Genomic DNA, 24774 nt, shown 5'->3' on the forward strand with positions numbered 1-24774 from the left:
TCATGCTCATGCAGCCGATTGTTGTACTGGAATGGCGACCTTGTGCTCGGGCTTCTCGGGCGTGGTATGTGGAAACACGAACGACATTACCTGCTACTTGCCGGGCGCATTTCCGTATCTGTTGCGTCTGACTTCGACGCGGTAGAGGCGAGGAAGCGCTCCTCGCCGGGCAGCAGCGCGTTCAGGAGCACTGCGACGACGAAGGACAGCGCGATGCAGTTGCTGGCAAAGACGGACTGGAAGAGCGCAGGGAACTGCACGAAGATGCCGGAGACCTGAGTGAACCCGATGCCGACGGTCAGCGACAGCGCGGCGATGGTGATGTTGCGCTGCGTGAACCCGGCTTCGGCGATCATCTGGAAGCCGGAAAGCACGATATTGCCGAACATCATGATCGTGCAGCCGCCGAGCACGGCCTGCGGCAGCGAGTTGAATACGCCGGCGATGGCGGGCACGAAGCTGGCGAGGACGAGGATGAGCCCGCCTGAGAGAATCACCTTGCGGTTGACGACCTTGGTCATGGCGACCAGCCCGATGTTCTGCGCGAACGACGTCAGCGGCAGGCAGCCGAAGGCGCCGGATATGGTCGAAATGAATCCGTCGCCGGCGATGGCCCCGGCCGTCTCGCGCTCGGTGGGAAGCCGGCCGAGACCAACTTTGGACAGCGCCGCCGTGTCGCCGAGCACTTCGACCGAGGAGACGACATAGAGCAAGGCAAAGGAAATGATCGAGCCGGCGTCGAAGGTCGGCGCGAACGGCATCACATGCGGCAGACTGACAACCTGCAGGTGGGAGAAATCGGAGAAATCGACCTTGCCCATGACGATGGCGAGCAGATAGCCGACGACCAGGCCAAACAGCACGGAAAGCTGCTTGGCGGTGCCTTTCATAAGCAGCTGGAAGGCGAGGCACGCGACCAGCGACACCAAGGCCAGCGTGAGGTTCTGCCAGCTGCCGAAATCCTTGGCACCGTTGCCGCCGCCGAATGACGACGCGCCGACCGACAGCAGCGAGAAGCCGATCGAGGTCACGACGATCGCGGAGACGACCGGGGGCACGAAGCGACGCCAGAAGCGCGCCGTCAAACCAAGCAGCAGTTCGAGGAAACCGCCGATGATCACTGCGCCGACGACCGCGCCATAGCCTTTATGCGACACGATTGTCGTGGCTGCGGCTACATAGGTGAAGGAGATGCCGGTCACCATCGGCAGCCGGCTGCCGATGCGCCACAGGGGGTAAAGCTGCAGGCAGGTGCCCAGGCCGGCGACGAGCAGGCCGTTTTGGATGATCAGCGCCGACTGCTGTGCGTTCAGATGGGCGGCGGAAGTCACGAGGAATATGGGTGCCAGATTGGCGACGAACATCGCCATGACATGCTGCAGGCCGAATGGTATGCCGCGCCAGAAGGAAACGGGGCCGTCCAACGAGGACAGCGCCTCCATGCTCACGCCTCGGGATTGCTTCGATTGCTTCGGTTGCTTCGGTTGCTGCTGTGGCGTCCGATCGTCGTGTTGACTCGTGGTCATTGCTTCTTCTCTTCCATTGTTCTTCTCGGCTTCGTGGCTGCTGCGGCCTCACCCAACTGCGGATGAAATCAGGCGAATTCGATGGTGCCGGTCTCCCCGTCCATCGAGCTGACGATAGCCAGCGACTGCACATCGTAGCCTGCTTCGCGCAGCTCCTTGCCGCCGGACTGGAAGCCCTTCTCGACGGCGATGCCGATGCCTTCGATGATGACGCCAGCCTTGCCACACAGCTCGATTAGGCCGTTCATGGCCTTGCCGTTGGCCAGAAAATCATCGATGAGCAGGACATGCTCGCCGGCGCTGAGAAAGCGCTTGGCGACGATGACGGGGAACTCGCGCTGCTTGGTGAAGGAGTAGATCTTGGTGACGTACTGCTCGCCGTCGAGATTGATGGACTGCGTCTTCTTGGCGAACACCACCGGCACATTGCCGAAATGCCGTGCCGCGCAGCAGGCGATGCCGATGCCGGAGGCCTCTATGGTCAGAATCTTGTCGATATGCTTGCCGGCGAACAACTTGGCCCATTCAGCGCCCATATGGTCGAACAGCTCGACGTCGCACTGGTGGTTCAGGAAGGCGTCGACCTTCAGCACATTGCCGGGCTTCACCGTTCCGTCCTGGCGAATCCTGTCCTCAAGTTCCTTCATGGTCATCCTCTCGCATGGTGATTGAATGCTGCGTAATGAATCTGCAATGACGACGCGACCGGCGCGTATGGATGTAGAGCTTAGCGCGAACGGGGGCCAGCGCACTATCGATGCCGGCCAAGCTGCGTCGCCTGACGAGCTGATGTGGTAAACATGGTGTGCGTTGCCCTAGAGTTGCCCTGACAGCGGCGGATGGCGGCGGACGGCAGCAGGATGCGGCAGAACGTGGTGAACGCCAGCAGAACAGCAGGGCAACAGCCGAAACGGCAACGGTAACGGTAACGACAACGGACACATAGGCAAAATCATGGGAAGGGAGCGAAGGGTGCTGACAGACCCCGATTTCATCGCACGCGACGCGCAGGAGCTGATTGCGGATTTGAATCCCGAGCAGGCGCAGGCCGTGCAATACGAAGGGCCGGCGCTGCTCATCGGCGCGGGCGCGGGATCGGGCAAGACGCGCGTGCTCACCCGGCGCATCGCATGGATTCTGACGCGCTTTGGCGCGTGGCCCAGCCAGATTCTTGCCATCACCTTCACCAACAAGGCGGCAGCGGAGATGCGTGAACGCCTTGCAACGCTTATCGGCCCGGTGGCCGGGCGCATGTGGGTCTCCACCTTCCATTCGGCATGCGTGCGCATGCTGCGGCGCGACGGCAAGTCGATCGGCCTGAACTCGGGCTTCTCCATCTATGACACGGCCGACTGCGAGCGGCTCGTCAAGTTGATAGGCGCCGACCTCAACATTGATCTCAAGCGCTACACGCCGCGCACTATCCTCAGCCGCATATCTGATTACAAGAACAATCTGCAAAGCTGGCAGACCCAGCTTAAAACCTATGCCGCCGATTACAAGCCCGGCCAGCGCGGCTACCAGCTCGGGCGCTTCGGCAATGTCGAGGAGCTGTATGCCGTGGTGTACGCCGAGTATCAGCACCGTCTCGCAGCCGCGAATGCTGTGGACTTCGACGATCTGATTGTACGCACCGTCGAGCTGCTGCGCAGCGATCCGATGGTCACGGAATATTACCACCATAAGTTCCGCTATATTCTCGTCGACGAGTATCAGGACACGAACCATGCCCAGTACGAGCTCATTCGCGAGCTTGGCGGCGTGGATGCGGGGGAGCAGAGCGCTTCCAGCGCGGTCGCTGCGGGCAAGCAGGGGCCGGCGTGGGTGACGGTCGTGGGCGATTCGGACCAGTCGATCTACGCCTTCCGCGGCGCCGACATCAGCAATATCAGGGATTTCGAAAAGGATTTCCCGCGCGCGAAGACCATCATGCTTGAGCAGAACTACCGCTCCACGCAGACGATTCTCGACGCTGCCAACGCGGTCATCGCCAACAATGCAGACCGCAAGCCTAAAAAACTCTGGACCGCGCTGGGCAAGGGCGATCCGATCGTGGGCTATGCGGCCGACAACGCGCAGCAGGAGGCCGCATGGATCGCCGAAGAGATCGCACGGCTGTCCAGCGAGGAAGACGTGCAATACAGCGACGTGGCGATCATGTACCGCGCCAACGCGCAGTCGCGCTCGCTTGAGGAGGCGCTTATCAACGCCGGAATCCCGTACCAGCTCGTGGGCGGCACGCGATTCTACGAGCGGCGCGAAATCAAGGACGCCATTGCCTACTTGCAGGCTATCGTGAACCCGACCGACAGTGTGAACATGCGCCGCATCATGAACGTGCCCAAGCGCGGGCTGGGCGCGCGGGCCGAGGCGCTCGTGGCCGGCTACGCCGATGCACATGATACGAGCTTCTGGCAGGGCGTCGAGCATATGGACGAGATCGACGGCATGCCGACGCGCACGGCCAAAATGCTCTCCGGCTTCCGCGACATCATGCGCTCGCTGGCTGCGTTTGCGCAGAGCCACAACGACAAGCCTTCCGAGGTCGTCGCCGAGGTGTTGAGCAAGTCGGGGCTGCTGGCTGAGCTGCAGCGCTCCGAGGACCCGCAGGACGCCTCGCGCGTCGAGAATCTTTCGCAGCTGCAATCCGTGGCCGCCGAATTCGAGCAGAACACGCCCGACGCCACGCTCGGCGCGTTCCTCGAAACTACGGCGCTCGTGGCGGATTCCGACCAGCTGCCTTCCGAAGGCGAGGACAGCGGCAAGGTCACGCTTATGACCCTGCACACCGCCAAGGGCTTGGAATACCCGGTCGTGTTCCTCACCGGCATGGAGCAGGGGACCTTCCCTCATTCGAGGTCGTTGGAGGACAACGACGAGCTGAGTGAGGAGCGCAGGCTCGCATACGTTGGCATCACGCGTGCGCGGCGGCGGCTCTACCTCACTCGTGCGGCCGTGCGTGCGCAATGGGGGCAGGCCAACGAAATGCTGCCCAGCCAGTTCCTCGATGAGATACCCGACACGCTGATCGAATGGAAGCGCCGCGAGGCCAGCGCCGAGCGCATGCGTGCGGGCTGGCGCTCGGATGACGATGACGAATTCGGCGGCTGGGCTGATGGCGACGACTTCTCCGGTGGCGGCTTTGGAGTCACGAGTCATAGCGGCTCATCGTCTCGCGGCGGCGGTTCAAGCTACGGGTCTGGTTACGGTGCGGGTTATGGCACCGGTTACGGCGCTGGAAAGTCGGGGTATGGCTCGCGTTCTGGTTCCGGGTCGTATGGCTCAGGTTCGGGGTACGGCTCCCGTTCCGGTTCCTCGTATGGCTCCCACGGTTCCAGCAGCTCCTATGGCTCCTCGTCGCGGCGCGGAAGCGGTTCGACCTATGGCGGTTCCGGCTCACGCGGCGGTTCTGGTTCACACAGTGGTTCCGGCTCGCACGGCGGCAAGGTGACGACGCGCCGCATCGCGCCGACGGCTGCCTCTAAGGCGTCCCCGGCCTCCTCGATTGCCAAGGACAACAAGCTGGACATCGCCGATTTCAGCATCGGCGACAAGATCTCGCACGATCAGTACGGCCTCGGCACGATTCTCGACACGCAAGACAAAGGCCGCAACTCGGTCATCACCGTCGACTTCGGCTCCGACGGCGTCAAACGACTCATGCTGCGCGTCGCGCCCATAGAGAAGCTGTGAGGGCCGTGTGCTGCCCGTTTCTGCCTGAACCGGATATCTGCAAGGGATTGCGCGAATCTCGTATGCGGTTTTTCCTTAGGAAGTAACGCAGCAGTGTTCGAATAGGGCTGGAAATGGAGCCGGAAAGCATACCAACCATCTCCGAATCCGCCAATCAGCACTGTGCTACAGTGTGGGGCATGCAGGTGGTGAGTTTGACCGATGATGAGGTTCGGGTGCGCGTGTTCAAGGCTTTGGCCGACCCGGCGCGGCTGGGCATCGTGCGCATCCTGTATCTCAATAGCGACGAAATGAATTGCACCCGCATCCGTGTCCTGCTCGGGGGGGATGACGAGATACCCAACTCGACATTTTCCTATCATCTGAAAACACTGAAAGAGGCCGGCCTGACCTCCACGCGCAAGGACGGGCAGAGTCGTTACATCTCGCTGCGCACGGAGTTTCTCGACCGCTATCTTCCGGGTTTTTTGCAGACCTTGCGGTAATTACCAAACTGAATGCTGCGTTCATGCGGCCTGTGTAAACAACGAAACGCCGACTTGCCAGTAAAAAGCTGGCAGTGGTAAGTTCAGCCATGACAGATATTTCTAAATTTCTAGAAATACAAAATAATAAAATAATATTTGGTAAAGAGGTTGTTCATGCGACTTTCGCAAAAAATGACAGTGGCGAGTTTCTTCATAGCGGTGTTCATCGTGGGTCTTGACTCGTTCATCATCTCCGCTTTGCTGCCCACCATCTCGGCAGCCTTCGGCACGAGCGTGTCCGCGGTGGGCCTTGGCGTGACGCTGTATGCCGTGTTCTATGCCGTGGGAGCGCCGATCATCGCCCCGTTCTCCGAGCGGCTGCCACGCAAGCGGATGATCATGATCGGGCTTGCGTTGTTCACGCTGGCCACGTTCCTGTGCGGCCTGGCGAAGAATATCGCCTTCTTCTACGTGGCTAGGTCCTTGGCGGGCTTGGGGGCTGCGATGTTCACCCCGAACGTCTTCGCGTACATCGGCGGCAACTTCTCCAAGGAGAACATCGGCAAGGTCATGGGCATCGTGATGTCCGCCCTGTCGCTGTCCATCGCCATCGGCGTGCCCATCGGCTCGTTCATCGCCGGTGCCCTGAACTGGAACTGGACGTTCTTCTGCTCCTCGATCTTCGCGGCCGTCTCGTTCATCCTGATTCTCGCCTTCGCCCAGCGCGACAGCGTTCCGGACGTCGAAAAGAGAGACAGTCCGTTCTCGCACTACCGCAATGTCTTCACCACGCCGAAGGCCGTGCTCGGCCTGCTCGCGGAGCTGCTGTGGATGTACGGGTTCTATGCGGTCTACACCTTTGTGGGCACGTACGCGAGTTCCACGTTCCATCTGTCGGTCGAGGCGATAGGACTCGTGTTCGTCGCCTACGGCGTGAGCAACTTCGTCACTACGTTCAGCAGCGGTTTGATCAGCAACGCCTGGGGCATGAAGCGCGCCGTGCTCGTCGCTGGCCTGGTCAGCGTCGTGACCTACATCATCCTGGGGCTGCATGGCCTGCCGCTTGTCGCTTTCGTCGTCGTACTCGCGGTTATGGCCTTCGCCCAGGGCATCGGCGTGCCGCAGTTCACCACCTTCAACGCCACCGTGCTGCCCGAAAGCCGCACCACCATGACCTCGCTGAACAGCTCGTTCCTCTATCTGGGGCTCACCATCGGCTCGGCATTGGGCGGCCTGCTCTTCCAGCACATTTCCTTCCTCGCCGTCGGCATCAGCGCGCTCATCTCCACCCTGCTCGCCGTGCTTGTCACCGGAAAGATTATGTAGACCGGCAACCAACGACTACGGGTTTCAATCAATGCATCAGATGGAGAATTGATAATGAAAAATCTCGTATTGCATAACGATGTAGCCATTCCGCAGATTGGCTTGGGTTCATGGCAGGCTATGCCTGGCGGCGAGGCCTACGATGCGGTCGCTACTGCTCTGCGGGCCGGCTACCGGCATATCGACACCGCCGCCATATACGGCAATGAGGAGGACGTCGGCCAGGCGATCCGCGATTCCGGCATCCCGCGCGGGGACATCTTCGTGACCACGAAACTATGGAACACGGATCACGGATACGGCCGGGCCAAGCAGGCGTTTTTGGACAGCCTGCAGCGGCTCGGTCTGGACTATATCGACCTGTACCTCATCCACTTTCCGTTCGGCGGACGCATCTGCGAAACATGGAAGGCAATGGAAGAGCTGTACGGCGAAGGCCGCGTTCGGGCAATCGGGGTGAGCAACTTCACTACGGAGCATCTCGACTACCTCATGCGCGGCGCTGCTATCACGCCTATGGTGGATCAGGTCGAATATCATCCCTATCTGAGTCAGGACCCCTTGCAGCGCTACTGCGACGAGCACCGCATCGTCATCGAGGCATGGTCGCCGCTGGGCTCGGGGCGCTTCGTTGAGGATACTAACGTCAGAGCGATCGCAGTCAAACACCACCGTTCGATTCCCCAGATCATCCTACGCTGGGACATCCAACGGGGCGTGGTAACGCTGCCCAAATCCGTGCACCAGCAGTACATCGAGGAGAACCTTGACATTCTCGACTTCCGACTCGATGCCACCGACATGGCCAGCCTCAACGCATTGAACAGGGACTGGCACACGGGAACCAACCCGGAGCTCATCCCCATCGACCAGGAATAGGCGAGCATTCTGGCCGGCGGAGCTGAAAGGCAATCAATGCGGTACGTCCATACGTGCGGTGTAAACTAATCGATTGTGCCTGCCAGCAGGTGGGCGCTATCTGGAGTCTTAGCCCGTCAGTGGGTCGACGGCGTCATGCGCCGCTCGTGCTTGGCACGACGAAGCACTGGAGAGGCTGACTCAGCGAGGGTTCGCCCGCGCTTCCGTTCAGATAACGACAGAAATATAAAGGAACAAGAATGACTAACGTTCAGCGTTCTCGCCGCCAGGTGCGCCTTTCGCGCGCCCTCGGCATTGCACTGACCCCCAAGGCCCAGCGCATCTTCGAGAAGCGTCCGTATGCTCCTGGCGAGCACGGCCGCACCCGCCGCCGCACCGAGTCCGATTACGCCGTCCGTCTGCGTGAGAAGCAGCGTCTGCGCGCGCAGTACGGCATCTCGGAGAAGCAGCTTCGCGCCGCTTACGAGAAGGGCACCCACACCGCTGGCCAGACCGGCGACGCGATGCTCATCGATCTCGAATCTCGTCTTGACGCCCTCGTGCTGCGCTCCGGCTTCGCCCGCACCACTGCGCAGGCCCGCCAGTTCGTCGTGCACCGTCACATCCTCGTCGACGGCAACGTGGTGGACCGCCCGTCCTACCGCGTCAAGCCCGGCCAGACCATTCAGGTCAAGGCCAAGAGCCAGACGATGGTGCCGTTCCAGATCGCCGCTGAAGGCGTGCACCGCGATGTGCTGCCCGCCGTCCCCGGATACTTGGACGTGAACCTCGCTTCGCTCAAGGCGACACTGACCCGCAAGCCTGAGACCGAGGAGATCCCGGTGCAGGTCAATATCCAGTACGTCGTCGAGTTCTACGCTCGCTGATCTGGATCCTTCCCCAATAGGGACATACATCGAACGGCCCCGTGCATCGCGCACGGGGCCGTTCCTTTTTTCGTGGCGGAATTCATACGCGCGGCACGAGCATGTTCCCTTGCTCAGCTGAAGTTAAGTGGAGAAAAGTGGTGTAAACTACATTTTTAGGTGGATAAAAATGTATTTCACACCACTTTTCCATAGATAAAGGTTGAACGATGCTACGCCGAAACATAATGAATCAGTTAGTCAGCTGGGCTGACTCGCGTGAGCGCAAGCCCTTGCTGCTTTACGGCGCACGGCAAACGGGAAAGACCTTTCTGCTCAACGAGCTAGCGGCAAAGACTTTTCCTGGCGACTCCGTGCGCTTCGATTTGGAACGGGATGCTCGCGCACGGCAGGCCTTTGAGTATGATCTCAACCCAGAGGCGTTGATTCGCCGCCTTTCGCAAGTGGCAGGCTATCGGATTAACCCTGAACGCACGCTGCTGATTCTCGATGAGGTGCAGTCTTCGAACCGTGCTTTGGCCTCGCTGAAGTATTTTTGCGAAGACACGCCACAACTGCATGTAGCCGCTGCGGGCAGTCTGCTGGGCGTTGCCGCTAACCAGCAGGGGTTCAGCATGCCGGTGGGCAAAGTACAGACGATGACGCTTCACCCCATGAGTTTTGACGAATTCCTTGACGCGATGGGGGATGGCGGCATTATTCCCGAAATCCGGGATTGCTACGAGCGCGCGGAGGCGTTTTATCTGCATGATGCGATGCTTGAACGCTTCTGGCAGTATGTGATTGTCGGCGGCATGCCGGAGGCGGTCGCCAGATTCGCTGAGGACGGCAACTATGCTGCTGCCCGCGATGTGCAGTCGACCATAATCGACCTGTACGTGGCCGATATGGCAAAATATGCGACACCAACGGAAACCGCTCGCATTCGCGATACGTGGAACAGCATTCCCGCGCAGCTTGCCAAGGAGAATCACAAGTTCCAATACAAGCTGGTGAAAAGCGGCGGACGCGCTTCGATGTATTCCTCATCGATCGCATGGCTGCTGGCAGCCGGTCTCGTGGAACGATGCGCGCGGGTAACCAGTGGGCAGCTGCCACTGGCCATGCATGAGGATGCCTCGGCGTTCAAAATCTATATGTCCGATACGGGGCTGCTGTCAGCTCGCGCGGAACTGGGCTCCTCCACGGTGCTGGATGCGGATTATCGCAAACAGCTTGATCTCGGCGGAATCGTTGAAAACTACGTTGCACAGGCATTGGCAGCTAACAACGTCGCGTTGCGCTATTGGACAAGTGGCAATCTGGCAGAGGTGGATTTCGTCATGCAGCCACATGATTCGACCAGCGCAATGCCAATTGAGGTCAAATCGTCGGATAATACCAGGTCACGCAGCCTTGCAACGTATCGCAGCAAATACGAGCCAACTACGTCCATGCGACTGTCGACCAAGAACTTCGGCGTCGACAATGGCATCCGCAGCGTGCCACTGTATGCGGCGTTCTGCATCGGCAAGTGAAGCATCCGACGGAACGACTCGATGCCTAATAGTCATCTGAGGCATCTGCGGAAATGTTCAGTTTATACCTTGAAGCAAGGGCCGCAATCGTACTACAGTGCGACGCAGGTTCGACATCATACGTTGCGGTTGTTGCTACTCGCCGGTGATCGATGCGGCGATGCTGGAGACGATGGCTATGATGATCGAGGCGAAGACCGACCACCAGAAGCCGCCGACATCGACGCCTACGCCGAAGATTCCTATGGCCAGCCACGAGGCCAGGCGCATGAACAGCCAGTTGATGATGAGCGCGACCAGCCCTAGGCTGAGAATGCTGAACGGCAGCGCCAGCAGGTGCACGATCGGCTTGATCGAGGCGTTGATCAGCGCCATGAACAGGGCGAACGCGGCGAAGCCGAAGATCGGTGGATCGCCGATTACATGCATGCCGGGCAGGATGAGCACCGTGACCGCCACAGCGATGGTCATCACGAGCCAGCGAATCAGAAAACGTGTCATACCACGATTATGCCAGCAGGGCACCATAACCGCCTAACCGCCATAACTGCAGTAATCCGAACAAGTCCTGTAATCGAAACCGTGACTTATCATGAAGCCATGATTGTGCATTTGCATCTTGTGCGTCACGGACAGACGACATTCAACCGATACAACCGACTGCAGGGCTGGTCCAACGCCCCGCTCACCGACAAGGGGCTCGCCGACGCCGACAAGGCCGGCGACAAACTGCGCGACATCGACTTCGCCGCAGCCTACTGCTCCGACACCACGCGTGCGCAGACCACGGCCCGCCGCATCCTCGACATCAATGAGCAGAACGGACACAAGCGCCCCGAGCTGCATGACGACATGCACTTCCGCGAGCAATACTACGGCTACTTCGAAGGCCAGGACATGAATGTGGCATGGTGGGCGGCGGGTGCCCCACACGACGCGCCGACCTACAATGCGATCATCGAGCAGTACGGGCTTGGTGCCACCAAGGACTTCCTCAAGGAGGCCGATCCCTTCCACGACGCGGAATCGGACGAGGAATACTGGCAGCGGATCGAAGGCGGCTACACGCTCATCGCGAACGACACGACCCTGCATGATGGCGATCATGTGCTGCAGATATCGCATGGCAACACCCTGCTCAGCCTCATGCACCGTTTCGCCCCCGAAGGCTACGACCTGAGCGAGCGACCGGCGAACGGCAGCGTGACCTGCTTCGACTTCGACACCGCCCAGCCGATTGACCGCGCCATGACCGTGGTGTCCTACAACCAGTAGAGGAAACCCTGTACGGTGAAACATGAAAATACAAGGAACCGAGCGATAGAGCGACGGGGCGATAAGGCGATGGCCTGACGCATTATGCGTCAGGCCATATTGCGTCTGGGGCGTTGGCTAGGGTAAATGCATATTATATGCGCATGCCAGAGAGCTTCGGCTGTATTTGGCAGTGCCGATGCAGATGTGATGCAAGAGAAAAGAGGTTCATGATGGGTGTCGGGGACATCGCCGGCCTGGTGGCGGCTATTGCATTCGCCGTGCTTGCCGGATTCCTTATCTACCCGCTGATCCGCTTGGGCAAGCTGCTCGATCAGATCGCTGAAACGGTGAAGCAGACGGGCGACCACGCGATGCCTACGCTCGATGAGAGCGTGACGACCATTCAGCAGGTCAACAAGTCGCTTGAGGACGTCAACAAGATATCATCGGCGGCTTCGACCACCGCGAATAACGTTGGAGCCCTGACTGATTTGTATGGCTCCTTCCTCGGCAAGCCAATCATCAAAATAGCCTCGGCCACCTTTGCGCTGAAGACCACAGCGCAATCCTTCTTCTCGAAGAAGTCCAAGGATCAGCCTGCCGACGCTGAAACCGACAAGGAGCTGTGATGTTCAAGCGAATCGTATGGATCGGCGTAGGCGTCGCCATCGGCGTCATCGCCGTGTCCAAGGCGCAGGCCTATGTCAAGGCGAATACGCCGGACAAGGCCCGCCAGTTTCTGCTTGGCCCCGATCAGGAGAATGTCGCATTCCGCACGCTCGGTGGGCTGATCGACGAATTCAATGCCGCACGGCGCACGCGGGAAGACGAGCTCAACAAGCGCTACATCGAGCGCGCCGGCTGATGGGCCAGAATACAGACATAACCGGGTCCGCATGAAATCGACGACTGCAAACAGCGACTAGATCTCCGCGACTGGTCATTGCCATTGTGCCGGCTGCCCGCATGAATCGCGTGCACTGCGCGGGTCACTGAGCTTTTCATGGCGACATTCGTGCAGTGAGCAGCATCCGCACAGCGCTGGCACATTATTTTCAGTATCATGGTTTGGGCACGTTTTCACACGCCGACATCCAAAAACATCATAAGCAAGAACCGTAAGCAAGAACATTGCAAGAATTCCAAGGAGCTAACGCCCGCATGCGCACCTCGCAAATCGCCAAGCGTTTTATGAATTACTTCGAGCAGCAGGGCCATCTCGTCGTCCCTTCGGCCTCGCTTATTTCACCGAATCCGACCACGCTGTTCACCATCGCCGGCATGGTTCCCTTCATCCCGTACCTGCTGGGCGAGCAGACCCCGCCCGCGAAGCGTATGGCCTCGAACCAGAAGTGCGTGCGCACGCTGGATATCGACGAGGTGGGCAAGACTACGCGTCATGGCACCTTCTTCCAGATGCTGGGCAACTTCTCCTTTGGCGACTACTTCAAGGAAGAGGCGATTCATTACGCCTGGGAGCTGCTGACCACGCCTCAGGACAAGGGCGGCTACGGCATCGATCCGGAGCGGCTGTGGGTCACCACCTACACGGATGACGAGGAGGCGCGCGGGCTGTGGCGCAACGAGGGCTTCGACCCCACGCACATGCAGATCTTCGGCATGGAAGACAACTTCTGGACGACTGGCGGCCCCGGCCCTGGCGGCCCCTGCTCCGAGATCTACGTCGACCGTGGGCCTGAATACGGCAAGGACGGTGGCCCTGCCGCCGACGAATCGCGTTTCATCGAGATCTGGGATCTCGTGTTCGAGAACTACGAGGTCGACAACGTCAAGTCGAAGACCGATCTGCATATCGTCGGCGAGCTTGAGCACAAGAACATCGACACCGGCGCTGGCCTTGAGCGCTTGGCCTACCTGCTGCAAGGCAAGCAGAACATCTACGAGACCGACGAGGTCTACCCGGTCATCGAGGCGGCCGAGCGCCTGAGCGGCAAGACATACGGCGAGGACGAGGAATCCGATGTGCGCTTCCGCGTCGTGGCCGACCATGTGCGCTCCGCCCTGATGATCATGAGCGACGGCGTGCGCCCGAGCAATGTGGGGCGCGGCTATGTGCTGCGTCGGCTGCTGCGCCGCACGGTGCGCTCCATGCGCATGCTGGGCGTGAACGACCCGGTCATGACCGCGCTGTTCCCCGTGTCCAAGGACGCGATGGCTCCCAGCTATCCCGAGTTGGAGACGACCTTCCATGAGGTGTCCGAATCCGCGTACGGCGAGGAGGATGCCTTCCGCCGCACGCTGGAAAAGGGCACGACGATTCTCGATATCGCGGTCTCCAAGGCCAAGGACTCGAAGTCCCCGCTGGTCTCCGGCCAGGACGCCTTCACCCTGCACGACACCTATGGCTTCCCGATCGAGCTGACGCTCGAAATGGCGCAGGAGCAAGGCGTGCAGGTTGACGAGCACAGGTTCCGCGAGCTGATGGACGAGCAGAAGTCGCGCGCCCGCGCCGATGCGCTCAAGAAGCGCCACAACGTCGATGTGAGCGTCTACGACGACTTCAAGAAGCAGCTCGTGCAGCCGATCGAGTTCCTGGGCTACACCGACTATTCGAGCCGTTCGCGCGTGCTGGGCATCATGCAGCCGGGCAAGGGCTCGGTTCCGGCGGTCAGCGCTCCGGCCACGGTCGAGGTGATTCTGGACCGCACGCCGTTCTACGCGCAGTCCGGCGGCCAGCTGGCCGATCAGGGCGAGATCATCTCCGACGAGGGCGCGGCGCTTGAAGTCGACGATGTGCAGAAGCCCATCAAGGACCTGATCGTGCACCAGTGCCGGCTGACCGAAGGCACGCTGGTGGTCGGCTCGCAAGTCAGCGCGAGCATCGACATCGCCCGCCGCGGTGCCATCGCGCGTTCGCATACGGCCACGCATATGGTGCATAAGGCGCTGCGCGAGGAGCTTGGCCCACAGGCCACCCAGCGCGGCTCCGAGGATGCGCCGAACCGCTTGCGCTTCGACTTCCAGTGGTCCAAGGCCCCGAGCAGGGACGCGATCGACACGGTCGAGGCCAGAGTCAACGACCGCTTGCGCGACAATCTGAGCGTTACCACCAAAGAGATGAAGTTCGACGATGCCATTGCTCTGGGCGCGATGCACCTGTTCGGTGAGAAATACGGCGATATCGTGCGCGTCGTCTCGATCGGCGAAGACGGTTGGAGCCGCGAGCTGTGCGGCGGCACCCACGTCGATCAGGTCGGCAAGATCGGCAGCGTGAACATCATGGCCGAAGCCTCCATCGGTTCGGGCGTGCGCCGCGTCGACGCCGTGGTAGGCCAAGGGGCGTACGAATTCAATGCCCGCGAGCACGCGCTCGTCTCCCAGCTTTCGGATACGCTTAACGCCCGCCCCGACGAGCTGGCCGCGAGGATCAACGTGCTGCTGGCCAAGCTCAAGGATTCCGACCGTAGACTCGCGGCGATGTATGAAAGCCAGCTCGCCGCCTCGGTGCCCGGACTGGTGAAACAGGCGCAGGAGTCCAATGCCCCGGTGAAGGTCGCCGCCAGCAATGTCGGCCACTTCGGCTCGTTCGAGACCCTGCGCAAGACGGTGCTCGACGTGCGCGGCAAGCTGGGCGAGGACGTGCCGGCGGTCGTTGCACTGTCCGGAATCAATGAGGACGGCAAGCCCATGGTCGCCGTGGCGACCAATGAGGCCGCCCGCAAGGCCGGTATCAAGGCCGGAGACCTCGTGCGCGGCGCGTCTAAGGTGCTCGGCGGTGGCGGCGGCGGCAAGCCGGACTTCGCTCAAGGCGGCGGCACCGACGCCACGAAGATCGATGCGGCGTTGAACGCGTTGACGCAAGCCGTGGCGCGGGTCTGAGCCGGCATGGCATGGCTTGGCGTCGATCTCGGTGACGCCCGGGTCGGACTCGCATTGTCCGACCCGGAGCTCACCTTCGCCCATCCGATGGAAAACCTCGATGCGCGGGGCGATTCCTTCCGCACGCTTGACGCCGTGGCCGAAATCATCGAAGACTGCGTGGACACCGACCGGGCAATCGACCATATCGTCGTAGGGCTGCCGTTGCAGCTCAACGGCAGCGAAGGCAAAAGCGCGAAAAAGGCCCGTCGCTGGGCTGCGAACCTAGCCAAGCGGCTGACTACGCTCAGCGAGGACGAGTCGTCACCGATTCATGACATACCTTCGATAGCATTGATGGATGAACGATTGACCACGGTCAGCGCGCATCGTCAGTTGCATGAGGCGCATATCGCCGGCAGGCGTCACCGACCGGTGGTCGACCAGCAGTCGGCAGTGGTGATTCTGCAGTCGGCGTTGGACGCCAGGACCAATCAGAGGAGCGATTAGTGCCCGAGGATTTCAACACCTTCTTCGACGATGCCGGACTCGGCCCCGATGCGGCCGACGGCGATGCAGCGAACAACAATGCGTTCAACGACAATGCTTCTGACGGCACTGCGTTCGATGACAATGCATTCAGTAGCGATGCGTTCAACAGCACCGCACAATCGACGCAGCAGGCAGGTACGGCTGCGCCACAGCCGCCGCTCCCGCCCAAATCTCGCAAGGAGATGCGTCGGCAGCGCGAGCACCGGCGCAACACCAGGCTCAGAGCCATCATCATCGTATTCGTCGTGCTCGGCATCGTCGCAGGTGGCGGGTATTTCAGCTACACGAAGATCAAGTCCTGGGCAGCCGCTCGAAACTCGTCGGGCACGCAGATCGCGGACTACCCCGGTCCGGGATCGGGCAGCGTGCGTATCAGCGTCGCCAACGGCGATGATTCGACTCAAGTCGCCAAAAAGCTCAAAGACGTCGACGTGATCAAATCCGAGGCGGCTTTCACCGCCGCAGTGACGGCGAACAGCAGCACGCTCTATCCGGGCATCTATACGCTGAAACTGCATATGGCTGCGATTGATGTCGTCAAGATACTTTCCGACCAAAGCAAGGCGACCGGATTCCTTGAAGTGCGTTCCGGCGAGCGGGCCTCCGACATCATCGCCAATGCGGCAAGCCTGTCCGGCATCAGCAAATCCGATTTCCAAAGCATCGTAGACAAAGGGGGAGTTGGCATTCTGCCTCCTGAGGCAGGCGGCAAGTTCGAAGGCTGGCTTGAACCGGGGTCGTACGATGTCAAGTCGATTGGCTCCGCCGAAGGCATCATGAAGGCGATGGTGAGCAAACGCGTCGCCCAACTCGACGCCATGGGGGCACCCACCGGCGCGCAGCGCGAAAAGCTGCTCACGATCGCCTCGATAGCCGAATCCGAAGTCAACTCGCAGGAGTACTACGGCAAGGTCGTGCGCGTCATCCTCAACCGTTTGGCCAAGAACATGAATCTGGGCATGGATACCACGGTCGCCTACGGGCTGGGTATCAGCGCCGACAAGCTCACCGACGATATGCTGGCCGATGGCTCCAATCCATACAACACGCGCGTGAACGCCGGGCTGCCGCCGACGCCGATCAGCAATCCCAGCGATGATGTGCTCAAGGACGCGATGAACCCGCCGGCGGGCGACTGGCTGTACTTCGTCACGACGAATCTGAACACTGGCGAAACCAAATTCGCCACGACGGAAGATGAATTCTGGAAGATTCGCGACGAGTACAAGCAGACGAATTCCAACGCGAACTAGAAAATCAGCAATCCGGGCAGCAGCACGGCACACACGCCCGAGATGACGATAACCGGCACGAACGGCGCTCGGATCGAAGGCGTGCGGGCTGATGACGTGCCGCGGCCGAATCTGCTACAAATATGCCAGCCTCCAATCCAAAGCAGACCGATGAGCCCCATGAGCAGCCACCAGCTCAGGAAGACCATCAGGCCGAGCCAGCCGACAGCCTGACCGACCAGCGCGGCACAGGTGACATCACCGAATCCCAGGCTTCCCGGGCGCAGCACGGACAGCAGCCATTGCAGCAGCGCGGCGAAGGCCGCATAGCCCAAAGCCACCAGAAAACCCCAAGGTCGACCATGCGACGCGCCGTATATGACGAACACTGCGCACTGCGTGACCATGCCGAAGGCGATCCAGATACGCGGCACGCGTCGGGTCCGCAGGTCTTCTGCGGCCAGCAGCGTCCCGCATAGCAGACTGGGCAGCATGGCAAAGTAGGACATGACAGTAAGATAGTCGAAGTTGATCGTATAAGCGAAGGAGAAGGCATGTTGCGCTGGCAGACTGCGGGTGAATCGCACGGTGAGGCGTTGGTCGCGATGATCGAGGGGCTGCCCGCCGGCATCGAGGTCACCAGCACGGATGTGGTCGATGCGCTGGCGCGTCGGCGGCTGGGGTATGGGCGCGGCTCGCGCATGAAATTCGAGCAGGACAAGGTGCGGCTGCTTACCGGCGTGCGCCACGGCAGGACGCTCGGCTCGCCTATCGCCATTGAAATCGCCAACACCGAATGGCCCAAATGGACGGAAGTGATGAGCGCCGATCCGCTCGATCATGAGCTTGCCGATACCGGCCGCAACGCGCCGCTGAGCCGCCCGAGGCCCGGGCACGCCGACCTGACCGGCATGCGCAAGTACGGCTTCGACGATGCCCGCGAGGTGCTTGAACGCTCCAGTGCCCGCGAGACCGCCTCCCGGGTGGCGCTCGGCTCCGTTGCCGCACGCTTCCTTGAGCAATCCGTGGGCGTGCGCACTGTCGCGCATGTCATTTCGATCGGCGGCGTGGGCGTCGGCGACGACTACGAGCTGCCTACGCCGGACGATGTGGAGGCGCTTGACGCCTCGCCGGTGCGCACCCTGGACACCGATGCTGCGCAGCGCATGATGGCGCGCGTCGACGAGGGCAAGGCGGCGGCCGACACCATCGGCGGCGTCGTCGAGATGCTTGCCTACGGCATGCCCGCCGGCGTGGGCACCTACGTGGAGTCCGACCGGCGCCTGGATGGCGCTCTGGCCGGTGCCATTATGGGTATTCAGGCCATCAAGGGCGTGGAGATCGGCGATGGGTTCCGCGAAGCCGAACGCTTCGGATCGCAGGCGCATGACGAGATGGTGCCTGGCGAGGACGGGCATATCGCGCGGCTGAGCAATCGCGCCGGCGGCATCGAAGGCGGCATGTCGAATGGCGAGATTATTCGCGTGCGGGCCGCCATGAAGCCGATTCCTTCGATTCCGCGCGCGTTGCGTACCATTGACATCCACACGGGCGAGCCTGCGCAGGCCATCAACCAGCGCTCCGACAGCACGGCAGTGCCCGCCGCCTCGGTTGTGTGCGAGGCGATGGTCCGGCTCACGCTTGCGCGCTTCATCCTTGAGAAGTTCGGGGGCGACAGCATCGCCGAAACCCGACGCAACGCCGAGCAGTACCTCGCCTCCTGGCCCGAGCACATGCGCTGAGCGGCGCAGCATCTCAGCATCGTAGTCGTTCAGATTCGCTGGCATCGACAAGGTCAGTATCAACGTTGTTGTCATCACCACTGTTGTTGTCATCACTACTAAGGATTTCCTCATGAGTGCACACCATCCGCTCGCCGTCATCATCGGCATGCCCGGAGCAGGCAAGACCCGTGTCGGGCATCAGGCCGCATCGATGCTCGGCGTGGCATTCATCGATGCCGACCAGCGCGTCGAGGATGAGGCGTGCATGGGCATTCCGCAGTACTTCGAACGTTACGGCGAGAAGGCATTCCGTGATTTGGAATCCTCGCTGATTCGCGAGCTGCTCGATGGCTACGACGGCCTGCTTTCCCTCGGCGGCGGCGCTCCGATGACCCCAGCCACCCGGCAGGCCCTTGCCGACTATGTCCGCGGCGGCGGCCGATTGATTTATCTGCAGGCCGACCCGAAAGAGGCTATGGAACGTGCGCGGCGAGGCGGCAACCGGCCGATGCTCAAAGGCGATCCTGACGCACGCTGGAAGCAGCTGTTCGAGGAACGCGACCCGGTGTTCTCCGAACTGGCGAACATCCATGTGCGCACGCACGGGTCGACGCCGCAAATGGCGGCGAGAAAACTGACGGAGGCGATTATGCAACGAACAATCCATGTCACCGGCTCGTCCATCGAGCCCTACGATGTGCGCGTCGGCGAAAGCGTGATGCAGCAGCTGCCTGAGATCCTGGGGGAGCGTCCCACGAAGATTGCGCTGATTCACACCCAACCGGTGCAGCGCCACAGCGATCATGCGCGCGCGCTGCTGCGCCGGGCGGGCTATAGCGTCTCGGACGTCGTGATACCCGATGCCGAAGCAGGCAAAACCAATCCAGTGGCCAACGACATCTGGGAGCGGCTGGGCAATGAGGGCTTCACCCGTTCCGATGCGGTTGTCGGGCTCGGCGGCGGAGCAGCCACCGATCTGGCCGGATTCGTGGCCGCGACCTGGATGCGCGGCATCCGCTACGTGAACTGCCCGACTTCGCTGCTGGCGATGGTCGACGCCTCGACCGGCGGCAAAACCGGTATCAACACGCCGCAAGGCAAGAATCTGGTCGGCTCCTTCTACACGCCGGCAGGCGTGCTCGCCGATCTCAAAACGCTGGCGACGCTTCCCAACGACATCTTTACCGAAGGGCTTGGCGAGGTCGCCAAATCCGGACTCATCATGGACGAGGGCATTCTCGACCTGCTTGAGGACCATGGCGACGAGCTGCGCGCATTCGACGGCGCGGCGTTCCTCGGCTCGCCGCTCGAAAATGTCGTCTCCGAACTCATCGAGCGCACCGTGCGGGTCAAGGCCTACCATGTCTCCAGCGACCTCAAGGAGGCCGGACTGCGCGAATTCCTCAACTACGGCCACACATTGGCCCATGCCATCGAGACGCTTGAGCATTTCCGCTGGCGACATGGCAATGCGGTCGCGGTCGGATGCGCCTACGCGGCCGAGCTAGCTGGCATCCTCGGCTATCTCGACAAGGACGAGGTCGATTACCACCGTTCGCTGCTCGGGTCCTTGGGGCTCCCCACGTCCTGGCATCATGAGGACTGGGACGAAGTGCTCGCCCTCATGCATCGCGACAAGAAGGCGCGCGGCAATCACCTACGCTTCGTGATTCTGGACGGCATCGGCCACCCGATTCACCTCGAAAACCCGCCGCAGGACGCCGTGCACGAGGCCTTCGTGCGCATTCAGCAGTAGCTTTAGCCATGAGCAGTCTCAGAGGGCGTTGCAGCACCTCCGATGGGCTGATCTCCTGCTTGCTGATGCTGCTGTGCTCCCGCGATGCTCAGCGCCCAGCGTGATTCAGTTATGGTCTTTCTGTAGTTGTCGGCTCCGCTGCCGACGCCACTGGACGATTGCCGATACCAATGACGCTATATTTGCAGCAAGCAGAGCAACGTTGAAGCTGTTGGAAAATGCGCCATGGCCCATATATCTGAGCCAGATTGCGGTGACATAAGCGATATCGACCAGCACGATGGCGCCATACAGCCACACGTATCGCAGCTCCTTATGCGAGGAGCGTGGGAAGCGCTGCGCATACACTTCGGCAGGGCCGAACTCGTCCACCAGTTTCGATTCCGATTGCGCCGCATACTGCCGGGCGTCAGTGCAGATCTGCCTGACACGCCGTGTGGATATGTCACCACGCGACCGCAGCGCTCCTGCAAGGTCTGAAAGCCACGCTTCATCATCGGCAAATAGGTCATCTGCCGACAGGCCGGAAACCTCAGATTCCGGCGGCCATAGCCTTCCGATAATCCACGTCGCGAAGGCATACAGCACCGCCGCAGGCAGCATGATGAGCCACATTGCCACCTGTGCCATCGGAATTTGCTGAATAAGCCACGCATATCCCGCAGTCGCACAAGCGCCGATTGTAACAAGAACGGCGCATGACAGCACTGCCGCCGTCATAGGCCTGGTCCGAATGACACGCTGGTATATGCCCAGGCATCCGACGATTATCCAGGATATCAACAGCGGCATGGCAGCGATGGCTACAGGAAACCTGTCACTCCCTTCGATGCAAGATATCACGGATAACACGCTTGCCGAGGCAAAGCCCCCGAGGACTAAATCACGTACCGGGAGCACCTGTGATTGGAAGGCGTCAATCCCCATTGCCCGCCATTGCCGAACTTGTTCATCCACCCACTCCTGCGGGTCCCCGAACAATTCGGCTATCGCTTCGTCGGATTCAGCCAGAGCCTCCGGAACGCCATCGAAAGCGAGGCGCACATGATGAACGTCAACATGGTCATCAATAAAGGCGAGAACGGCTCTGGCAAACCATTTCCTGTCTTCCGTACGCCCTCGTACGGAAGCGAACCGCTCTTCCATGTCGCTCAATGGTTGATTGCTGCCAGCCATGATGCCTGGTCCTTCCTCGCGGTCTCCGGCGCTTTCTCTGCAGCGGGAGCAGCATGCAGCGCCACAGCCAAAGCGTTCCACTGCTCCCGTTCGCCACGCAGGCGACTTTGCCCTGCATCCGTGAGCGCATATACTTTTCGGCCCGGTCCGGAGCTGGCTTCCTCCCATTGGGAGGTGAGCCAGCCACCTTCGGTCAGCTCATCGAGGATCGGATACAGCGAGCCTCCTTTGGGCCTTCCGAAGCCGTCGGCTTCCAACGCCAATGCGATGCCATAGCCGTGCAGGGGCTCGTGCTCCACGGTTTGCAGAATCGCGGTGCGCATTGCTGCACGAATCCATAATGCGGGCCAGCAAGCGGCATCAGCAGTGCGATGAGCCGACTTATTAGTATCGAACATATACCTAAGTATATCATATATCTAGATAGTTTAATTGTTTTCGGCATTAAATTGCCGTGTCCTTGGCACTAGGGGATTGGGTTTTATATGATAAGTCCGGCAGAGAGCATTCGGCACAACTTTTGGAGAAGGAAGACAGCAGTCATGGAAGCAACGCACAAGGGCACCCGCAACGTCATCGTCGTCAATGGACCGAATCTGGGGCGCTTGGGCGTGCGCGAGCCCGACGTCTACGGCAGTGACGATCTGGCCGCTCTGACCAGGCTGTGCGAAGGCTGGGGCAGCGAGCTCGGCCTGCATGTCGAAGTGCGCCAGAGCGACGACGAAGCCGAGATGATCGGCTGGATGCATCGCGCCGTCGACGAGCAGACGCCGGTGGTGATGAACCCGGCGGCCTTCACTCATTACAGCTATGGCCTGTCCGACGCCGCCCACATGGTCACGGACGCCGGTCTGCCGCTTATGGAGGTCCATATCTCCAACCCCTCGGCGCGCGATTCCTTCCGCAAGTACAGCGTGATTTCACCGGTCGCCACCGGCACCATCACCGGCATGGGCTTCTATGGCTATCGCCTGGCTCTGGAAGCCATTGCCCACCTCCTTGGTGCGTAACGGAGCCTTTGGCTCCGTTCTTCGCAGCCTTAACGGCTGCTCACCTCACCTACAGACAGTCCACTGGACTGTCTGCTTAACGGTTCAGCGCACAAGTCATATGCGAATGATAGATTGAAGTTCCATGGTTAGAAGACAACATGGCAATTCGCAAGAGCACGTCACCAAGCATATTTTCGTCACAGGCGGCGTTGTCTCGTCCCTTGGCAAGGGGCTGACCGCCTCATCGCTGGGCAGGCTGCTGCGCAGCCGCGGCATCCGGGTGCTGCAGCAGAAGCTCGATCCCTACATCAACGTGGATCCGGGCACAATGAACCCGTTCCAGCACGGCGAGGTCTACGTGACTGAGGACGGCGCGGAAACCGATCTCGACATCGGCCACTACGAGCGCTTCCTCGACGTGTTCCTGTCGCAGAAGGCCAATGTGACCACCGGGCAGATCTACCAGTCGGTGATTGACAAGGAGCGCGCGGGGGAGTACCTCGGCCAGTGCGTGCAGGTCATTCCGCACATCACCAACGAAATCAAAAGCCGCATGCGTGCGCAGGCCTCTGATGATGTCGACGTGATCATCACCGAAATCGGCGGCACGGTCGGCGACATCGAATCGCAGCCCTTCATGGAGGCGGCCCGCGAGGTGCGCCGCGATCTGGGCAGCGATAACTGCATGTTCGTCCACGTCTCGCTGGTGCCGTACATCGCCGCTGCACACGAGCTGAAAACCAAGCCCACCCAGCATTCCGTCATGGCGCTGCGTCAGCTGGGCATCGTCCCCGACGCGCTCGTGCTGCGTTCGGACCGCCCGCTCAACCAGTCCATCAAGGACAAGATCTCGCTTATGTGCGATGTGGATCCGCAGGGCGTGGTCAACTGCGTCGACGCGCCGAGCATCTACGATGTGCCCAAGATTCTCTTCGACGAAGGGCTCGACGCCTATGTCGTGCGCGAACTTGAGCTGCCGTTCCATGATGTGGACTGGGCCGAATGGGAGAACCTGCTCGACCGCGTGCACCACCCCAAGCATGAGGTCAACATCGCCATCGTCGGCAAGTACATCGATCTGCCTGACGCCTACCTCTCCGTCACCGAGGCCATCAAGGCCGGCGGCTTCGCCAATTACGCGAAGGCAAACGTCAAGTGGGTGGCCGCTGATCTGTGCGAAACCACCGAAGGCGCGCGCGAACAACTCGCCGACGTTGACGGCATCGTGATCCCCGGCGGCTTCGGCATCCGCGGCATCGAAGGCAAAATCGGCGCGCTCAAATACGTGCGCGAGAACAAGATGCCCGCCCTCGGCCTGTGCCTCGGCTTACAGTCGATGGTCATCGAATACTCGCGGCACGTGCTGGGGCTTGAGGACGCGAACTCCTCGGAGTTCGAAAGCGACTGCGAGAACCCGGTGATCGCCACGATGGAGGAGCAGAAGGACATCGTCGCGGGCAACGGCGATATGGGCCACACCATGCGTCTGGGCTCCTACCCGGCCGAACTCGAAGAAGGCTCGCTGGTTTCGCAGCTGTACGGTACCACGCATGTGACCGAACGTCACCGCCATCGCTACGAGGTGAATGTGGCCTACAAGGATCGCTTGCGCGAGGCCGGCCTCAACATCAGCGGCCAGAGCCCGGACGGCGAGCTCACCGAGTTCGTGGAGCTGCCGCAGGATGTGCATCCGTTCTACGTCGGCACCCAGGCCCATCCCGAGTTCAAGTCCCGCCCAACCAAGCCGCATCCGCTCTTCGCCGGGCTGGTCAAGGCCGCGCTCGATCACCAGACCGCGCGCTGAGAAGCAGGCTACTGGCATGAAAAGGCCGCTGACCACTCGTCAGCGGCCTTTTCATGCCAGTAAGCCGAGGATAACGCTACAAAACGGACGCCAACGAGGCGCATTGCCGAAGAGAGGCGACAGTACCGGCCATTATTGCAACGCGCCCCGAACTGTGCGCAAAATCACGTCCCTGCTTGGCCGACAGG

22 protein-coding genes are annotated in these 24774 nt (G+C 60.8%); 16 read left to right on the forward strand and 6 right to left on the reverse strand.

Annotated features, from left to right (window positions below):
* Positions 1-86: 86 nt before the first annotated feature.
* Together DDF78_RS00920 and DDF78_RS00925 are read right to left on the reverse strand one after the other, a co-directional pair.
* Positions 87-1442 carry a nucleobase:cation symporter-2 family protein gene (locus DDF78_RS00920; protein WP_237564506.1) on the reverse strand — a complete coding sequence of 452 codons (1356 nt, stop codon included), beginning with the start codon at positions 1440-1442 and terminating at the stop codon, positions 87-89.
* A gap of 152 nt (positions 1443-1594) precedes the next feature.
* A complete protein-coding gene (locus DDF78_RS00925) occupies positions 1595-2173 on the reverse strand; it encodes a xanthine phosphoribosyltransferase (RefSeq protein ID WP_152580012.1) in 579 nt (192 codons plus the stop codon).
* A 307-nt stretch (positions 2174-2480) separates the two neighbouring features.
* On the opposite strand from DDF78_RS00925, the gene DDF78_RS00930 reads away from it, so the two are divergent.
* From DDF78_RS00930 to DDF78_RS00955, 6 genes are all read left to right on the forward strand, one after another.
* Positions 2481-5219 carry an ATP-dependent helicase gene (locus tag DDF78_RS00930; protein ID WP_415481337.1) on the forward strand — a complete coding sequence of 913 codons (2739 nt, stop codon included), beginning with the start codon at positions 2481-2483 and terminating at the stop codon, positions 5217-5219.
* A gap of 113 nt (positions 5220-5332) precedes the next feature.
* Positions 5333-5704, forward strand: a complete 372-nt coding sequence (locus DDF78_RS00935; protein WP_202613160.1) for an ArsR/SmtB family transcription factor — start codon at positions 5333-5335, stop codon at positions 5702-5704.
* 156 nt (positions 5705-5860) lie between these two features.
* Positions 5861-7012 (forward strand): MFS transporter, encoded by a 1152-nt coding sequence (locus tag DDF78_RS00940; protein WP_152579835.1) that lies wholly within the window; start codon positions 5861-5863, stop codon positions 7010-7012.
* A 54-nt stretch (positions 7013-7066) separates the two neighbouring features.
* Positions 7067-7891, forward strand: coding sequence for an aldo/keto reductase (locus DDF78_RS00945; RefSeq protein ID WP_152579834.1), 825 nt, complete (start codon positions 7067-7069; stop codon positions 7889-7891).
* A gap of 239 nt (positions 7892-8130) precedes the next feature.
* Complete coding sequence (gene rpsD / locus DDF78_RS00950) at positions 8131-8757, forward strand: 30S ribosomal protein S4 (RefSeq protein WP_152579833.1); 627 nt, start codon at positions 8131-8133, stop codon at positions 8755-8757.
* Positions 8758-8984: 227 nt separating this feature from the next.
* Positions 8985-10274 carry an ATP-binding protein gene (locus tag DDF78_RS00955; RefSeq protein WP_162000632.1) on the forward strand — a complete coding sequence of 430 codons (1290 nt, stop codon included), beginning with the start codon at positions 8985-8987 and terminating at the stop codon, positions 10272-10274.
* A gap of 135 nt (positions 10275-10409) precedes the next feature.
* Here DDF78_RS00955 and DDF78_RS00960 read toward each other — a convergent pair whose 3' ends face one another.
* A complete protein-coding gene (locus DDF78_RS00960; protein WP_152579831.1) occupies positions 10410-10775 on the reverse strand; it encodes a phage holin family protein in 366 nt (121 codons plus the stop codon).
* A gap of 99 nt (positions 10776-10874) precedes the next feature.
* Here DDF78_RS00960 and DDF78_RS00965 point away from each other — a divergent pair, with 99 nt between their 5' ends.
* The 6 genes from DDF78_RS00965 to mltG all read left to right on the forward strand — a co-directional run bounded on the left by DDF78_RS00965 (position 10875) and on the right by mltG (position 17155).
* Complete coding sequence (locus DDF78_RS00965; RefSeq protein ID WP_152580010.1) at positions 10875-11549, forward strand: histidine phosphatase family protein; 675 nt, start codon at positions 10875-10877, stop codon at positions 11547-11549.
* Positions 11550-11761: 212 nt separating this feature from the next.
* The gene (locus tag DDF78_RS00970) at positions 11762-12160 is read left to right on the forward strand and encodes a DUF948 domain-containing protein (protein WP_152580009.1); all 399 of its coding nucleotides are present in this window, start codon (positions 11762-11764) and stop codon (positions 12158-12160) included.
* Positions 12160-12396: a hypothetical protein gene (locus tag DDF78_RS00975; RefSeq protein ID WP_152579830.1), complete on the forward strand. Its 237-nt coding sequence runs from the start codon at positions 12160-12162 to the stop codon at positions 12394-12396. The genes DDF78_RS00970 and DDF78_RS00975 overlap by 1 nt, the downstream gene beginning before the upstream one ends.
* 296 nt (positions 12397-12692) lie before the next feature.
* Positions 12693-15371 (forward strand): alanine--tRNA ligase, encoded by a 2679-nt coding sequence (alaS, locus tag DDF78_RS00980; RefSeq protein ID WP_152579829.1) that lies wholly within the window; start codon positions 12693-12695, stop codon positions 15369-15371.
* A gap of 6 nt (positions 15372-15377) precedes the next feature.
* The gene (gene ruvX, locus DDF78_RS00985; RefSeq protein WP_152579828.1) at positions 15378-15860 is read left to right on the forward strand and encodes a Holliday junction resolvase RuvX; all 483 of its coding nucleotides are present in this window, start codon (positions 15378-15380) and stop codon (positions 15858-15860) included.
* Entirely contained in the window at positions 15860-17155 is a 1296-nt protein-coding gene (gene mltG / locus DDF78_RS00990; protein WP_237564496.1) for an endolytic transglycosylase MltG, read from the forward strand. Before ruvX ends, mltG begins: the two co-directional genes overlap by 1 nt.
* Here mltG and DDF78_RS00995 read toward each other — a convergent pair.
* Positions 17152-17643 carry a prepilin peptidase gene (locus DDF78_RS00995; RefSeq protein WP_152579827.1) on the reverse strand — a complete coding sequence of 164 codons (492 nt, stop codon included), beginning with the start codon at positions 17641-17643 and terminating at the stop codon, positions 17152-17154. The genes mltG and DDF78_RS00995 overlap by 4 nt on opposite strands.
* Positions 17644-17688: 45 nt before the next feature.
* Between DDF78_RS00995 and aroC the strand changes: the two genes are divergently transcribed.
* Together aroC and DDF78_RS01005 are read left to right on the forward strand one after the other, a co-directional pair.
* Entirely contained in the window at positions 17689-18876 is a 1188-nt protein-coding gene (aroC, locus tag DDF78_RS01000; protein WP_152579826.1) for a chorismate synthase, read from the forward strand.
* 112 nt (positions 18877-18988) lie between these two features.
* Positions 18989-20614, forward strand: a complete 1626-nt coding sequence (locus DDF78_RS01005; RefSeq protein ID WP_152579825.1) for a bifunctional shikimate kinase/3-dehydroquinate synthase — start codon at positions 18989-18991, stop codon at positions 20612-20614.
* Between the two features lie 105 nt (positions 20615-20719).
* On the opposite strand, the gene DDF78_RS01010 is transcribed toward DDF78_RS01005, so the two are convergent.
* Both DDF78_RS01010 and DDF78_RS01015 read right to left on the reverse strand, forming a co-directional pair.
* Complete coding sequence (locus tag DDF78_RS01010) at positions 20720-21790, reverse strand: hypothetical protein (RefSeq protein WP_152579824.1); 1071 nt, start codon at positions 21788-21790, stop codon at positions 20720-20722.
* Positions 21766-22188, reverse strand: a complete 423-nt coding sequence (locus tag DDF78_RS01015) for a PadR family transcriptional regulator (RefSeq protein WP_152579823.1) — start codon at positions 22186-22188, stop codon at positions 21766-21768. The genes DDF78_RS01010 and DDF78_RS01015 overlap by 25 nt, the downstream gene beginning before the upstream one ends.
* 144 nt (positions 22189-22332) lie before the next feature.
* Here DDF78_RS01015 and DDF78_RS01020 point away from each other — a divergent pair, with 144 nt between their 5' ends.
* Both DDF78_RS01020 and pyrG read left to right on the forward strand, forming a co-directional pair.
* On the forward strand, positions 22333-22800 hold the full coding sequence (locus DDF78_RS01020) for a type II 3-dehydroquinate dehydratase (protein WP_152579822.1): 468 nt from the start codon (positions 22333-22335) through the stop codon (positions 22798-22800).
* A gap of 124 nt (positions 22801-22924) precedes the next feature.
* Complete coding sequence (gene pyrG, locus DDF78_RS01025) at positions 22925-24586, forward strand: CTP synthase (RefSeq protein ID WP_152579821.1); 1662 nt, start codon at positions 22925-22927, stop codon at positions 24584-24586.
* Positions 24587-24774: the final 188 nt, after the last annotated feature.

The sequence above is a fragment of the Bifidobacterium tibiigranuli genome (assembly GCF_009371885.1).
GTDB lineage: Bacteria > Actinomycetota > Actinomycetes > Actinomycetales > Bifidobacteriaceae > Bifidobacterium > Bifidobacterium tibiigranuli.

What these genes read in the sequence shown, in the direction of transcription:
- DDF78_RS00920 (WP_237564506.1), bottom strand. Translation starts at nt 1,442, where the DNA reads ATGGAGGCGCTGTCCTCGTTGGACGGCCCCGTTTCCTTCTGGCGCGGC.
- DDF78_RS00925 (WP_152580012.1), bottom strand. Translation starts at nt 2,173, where the DNA reads ATGAAGGAACTTGAGGACAGGATTCGCCAGGACGGAACGGTGAAGCCC.
- DDF78_RS00930 (WP_415481337.1), top strand. Translation starts at nt 2,481, where the DNA reads ATGGGAAGGGAGCGAAGGGTGCTGACAGACCCCGATTTCATCGCACGC.
- DDF78_RS00935 (WP_202613160.1), top strand. Translation starts at nt 5,333, where the DNA reads ATGGAGCCGGAAAGCATACCAACCATCTCCGAATCCGCCAATCAGCAC.
- DDF78_RS00940 (WP_152579835.1), top strand. Translation starts at nt 5,861, where the DNA reads ATGCGACTTTCGCAAAAAATGACAGTGGCGAGTTTCTTCATAGCGGTG.
- DDF78_RS00945 (WP_152579834.1), top strand. Translation starts at nt 7,067, where the DNA reads ATGAAAAATCTCGTATTGCATAACGATGTAGCCATTCCGCAGATTGGC.
- rpsD (WP_152579833.1), top strand. Translation starts at nt 8,131, where the DNA reads ATGACTAACGTTCAGCGTTCTCGCCGCCAGGTGCGCCTTTCGCGCGCC.
- DDF78_RS00955 (WP_162000632.1), top strand. Translation starts at nt 8,985, where the DNA reads ATGAATCAGTTAGTCAGCTGGGCTGACTCGCGTGAGCGCAAGCCCTTG.
- DDF78_RS00960 (WP_152579831.1), bottom strand. Translation starts at nt 10,775, where the DNA reads ATGACACGTTTTCTGATTCGCTGGCTCGTGATGACCATCGCTGTGGCG.
- DDF78_RS00965 (WP_152580010.1), top strand. Translation starts at nt 10,875, where the DNA reads ATGATTGTGCATTTGCATCTTGTGCGTCACGGACAGACGACATTCAAC.
- DDF78_RS00970 (WP_152580009.1), top strand. Translation starts at nt 11,762, where the DNA reads ATGGGTGTCGGGGACATCGCCGGCCTGGTGGCGGCTATTGCATTCGCC.
- DDF78_RS00975 (WP_152579830.1), top strand. Translation starts at nt 12,160, where the DNA reads ATGTTCAAGCGAATCGTATGGATCGGCGTAGGCGTCGCCATCGGCGTC.
- alaS (WP_152579829.1), top strand. Translation starts at nt 12,693, where the DNA reads ATGCGCACCTCGCAAATCGCCAAGCGTTTTATGAATTACTTCGAGCAG.
- ruvX (WP_152579828.1), top strand. Translation starts at nt 15,378, where the DNA reads ATGGCATGGCTTGGCGTCGATCTCGGTGACGCCCGGGTCGGACTCGCA.
- DDF78_RS00995 (WP_152579827.1), bottom strand. Translation starts at nt 17,643, where the DNA reads ATGTCCTACTTTGCCATGCTGCCCAGTCTGCTATGCGGGACGCTGCTG.
- aroC (WP_152579826.1), top strand. Translation starts at nt 17,689, where the DNA reads ATGTTGCGCTGGCAGACTGCGGGTGAATCGCACGGTGAGGCGTTGGTC.
- DDF78_RS01005 (WP_152579825.1), top strand. Translation starts at nt 18,989, where the DNA reads ATGAGTGCACACCATCCGCTCGCCGTCATCATCGGCATGCCCGGAGCA.
- DDF78_RS01010 (WP_152579824.1), bottom strand. Translation starts at nt 21,790, where the DNA reads ATGGCTGGCAGCAATCAACCATTGAGCGACATGGAAGAGCGGTTCGCT.
- DDF78_RS01015 (WP_152579823.1), bottom strand. Translation starts at nt 22,188, where the DNA reads ATGTTCGATACTAATAAGTCGGCTCATCGCACTGCTGATGCCGCTTGC.
- DDF78_RS01020 (WP_152579822.1), top strand. Translation starts at nt 22,333, where the DNA reads ATGGAAGCAACGCACAAGGGCACCCGCAACGTCATCGTCGTCAATGGA.
- pyrG (WP_152579821.1), top strand. Translation starts at nt 22,925, where the DNA reads ATGGTTAGAAGACAACATGGCAATTCGCAAGAGCACGTCACCAAGCAT.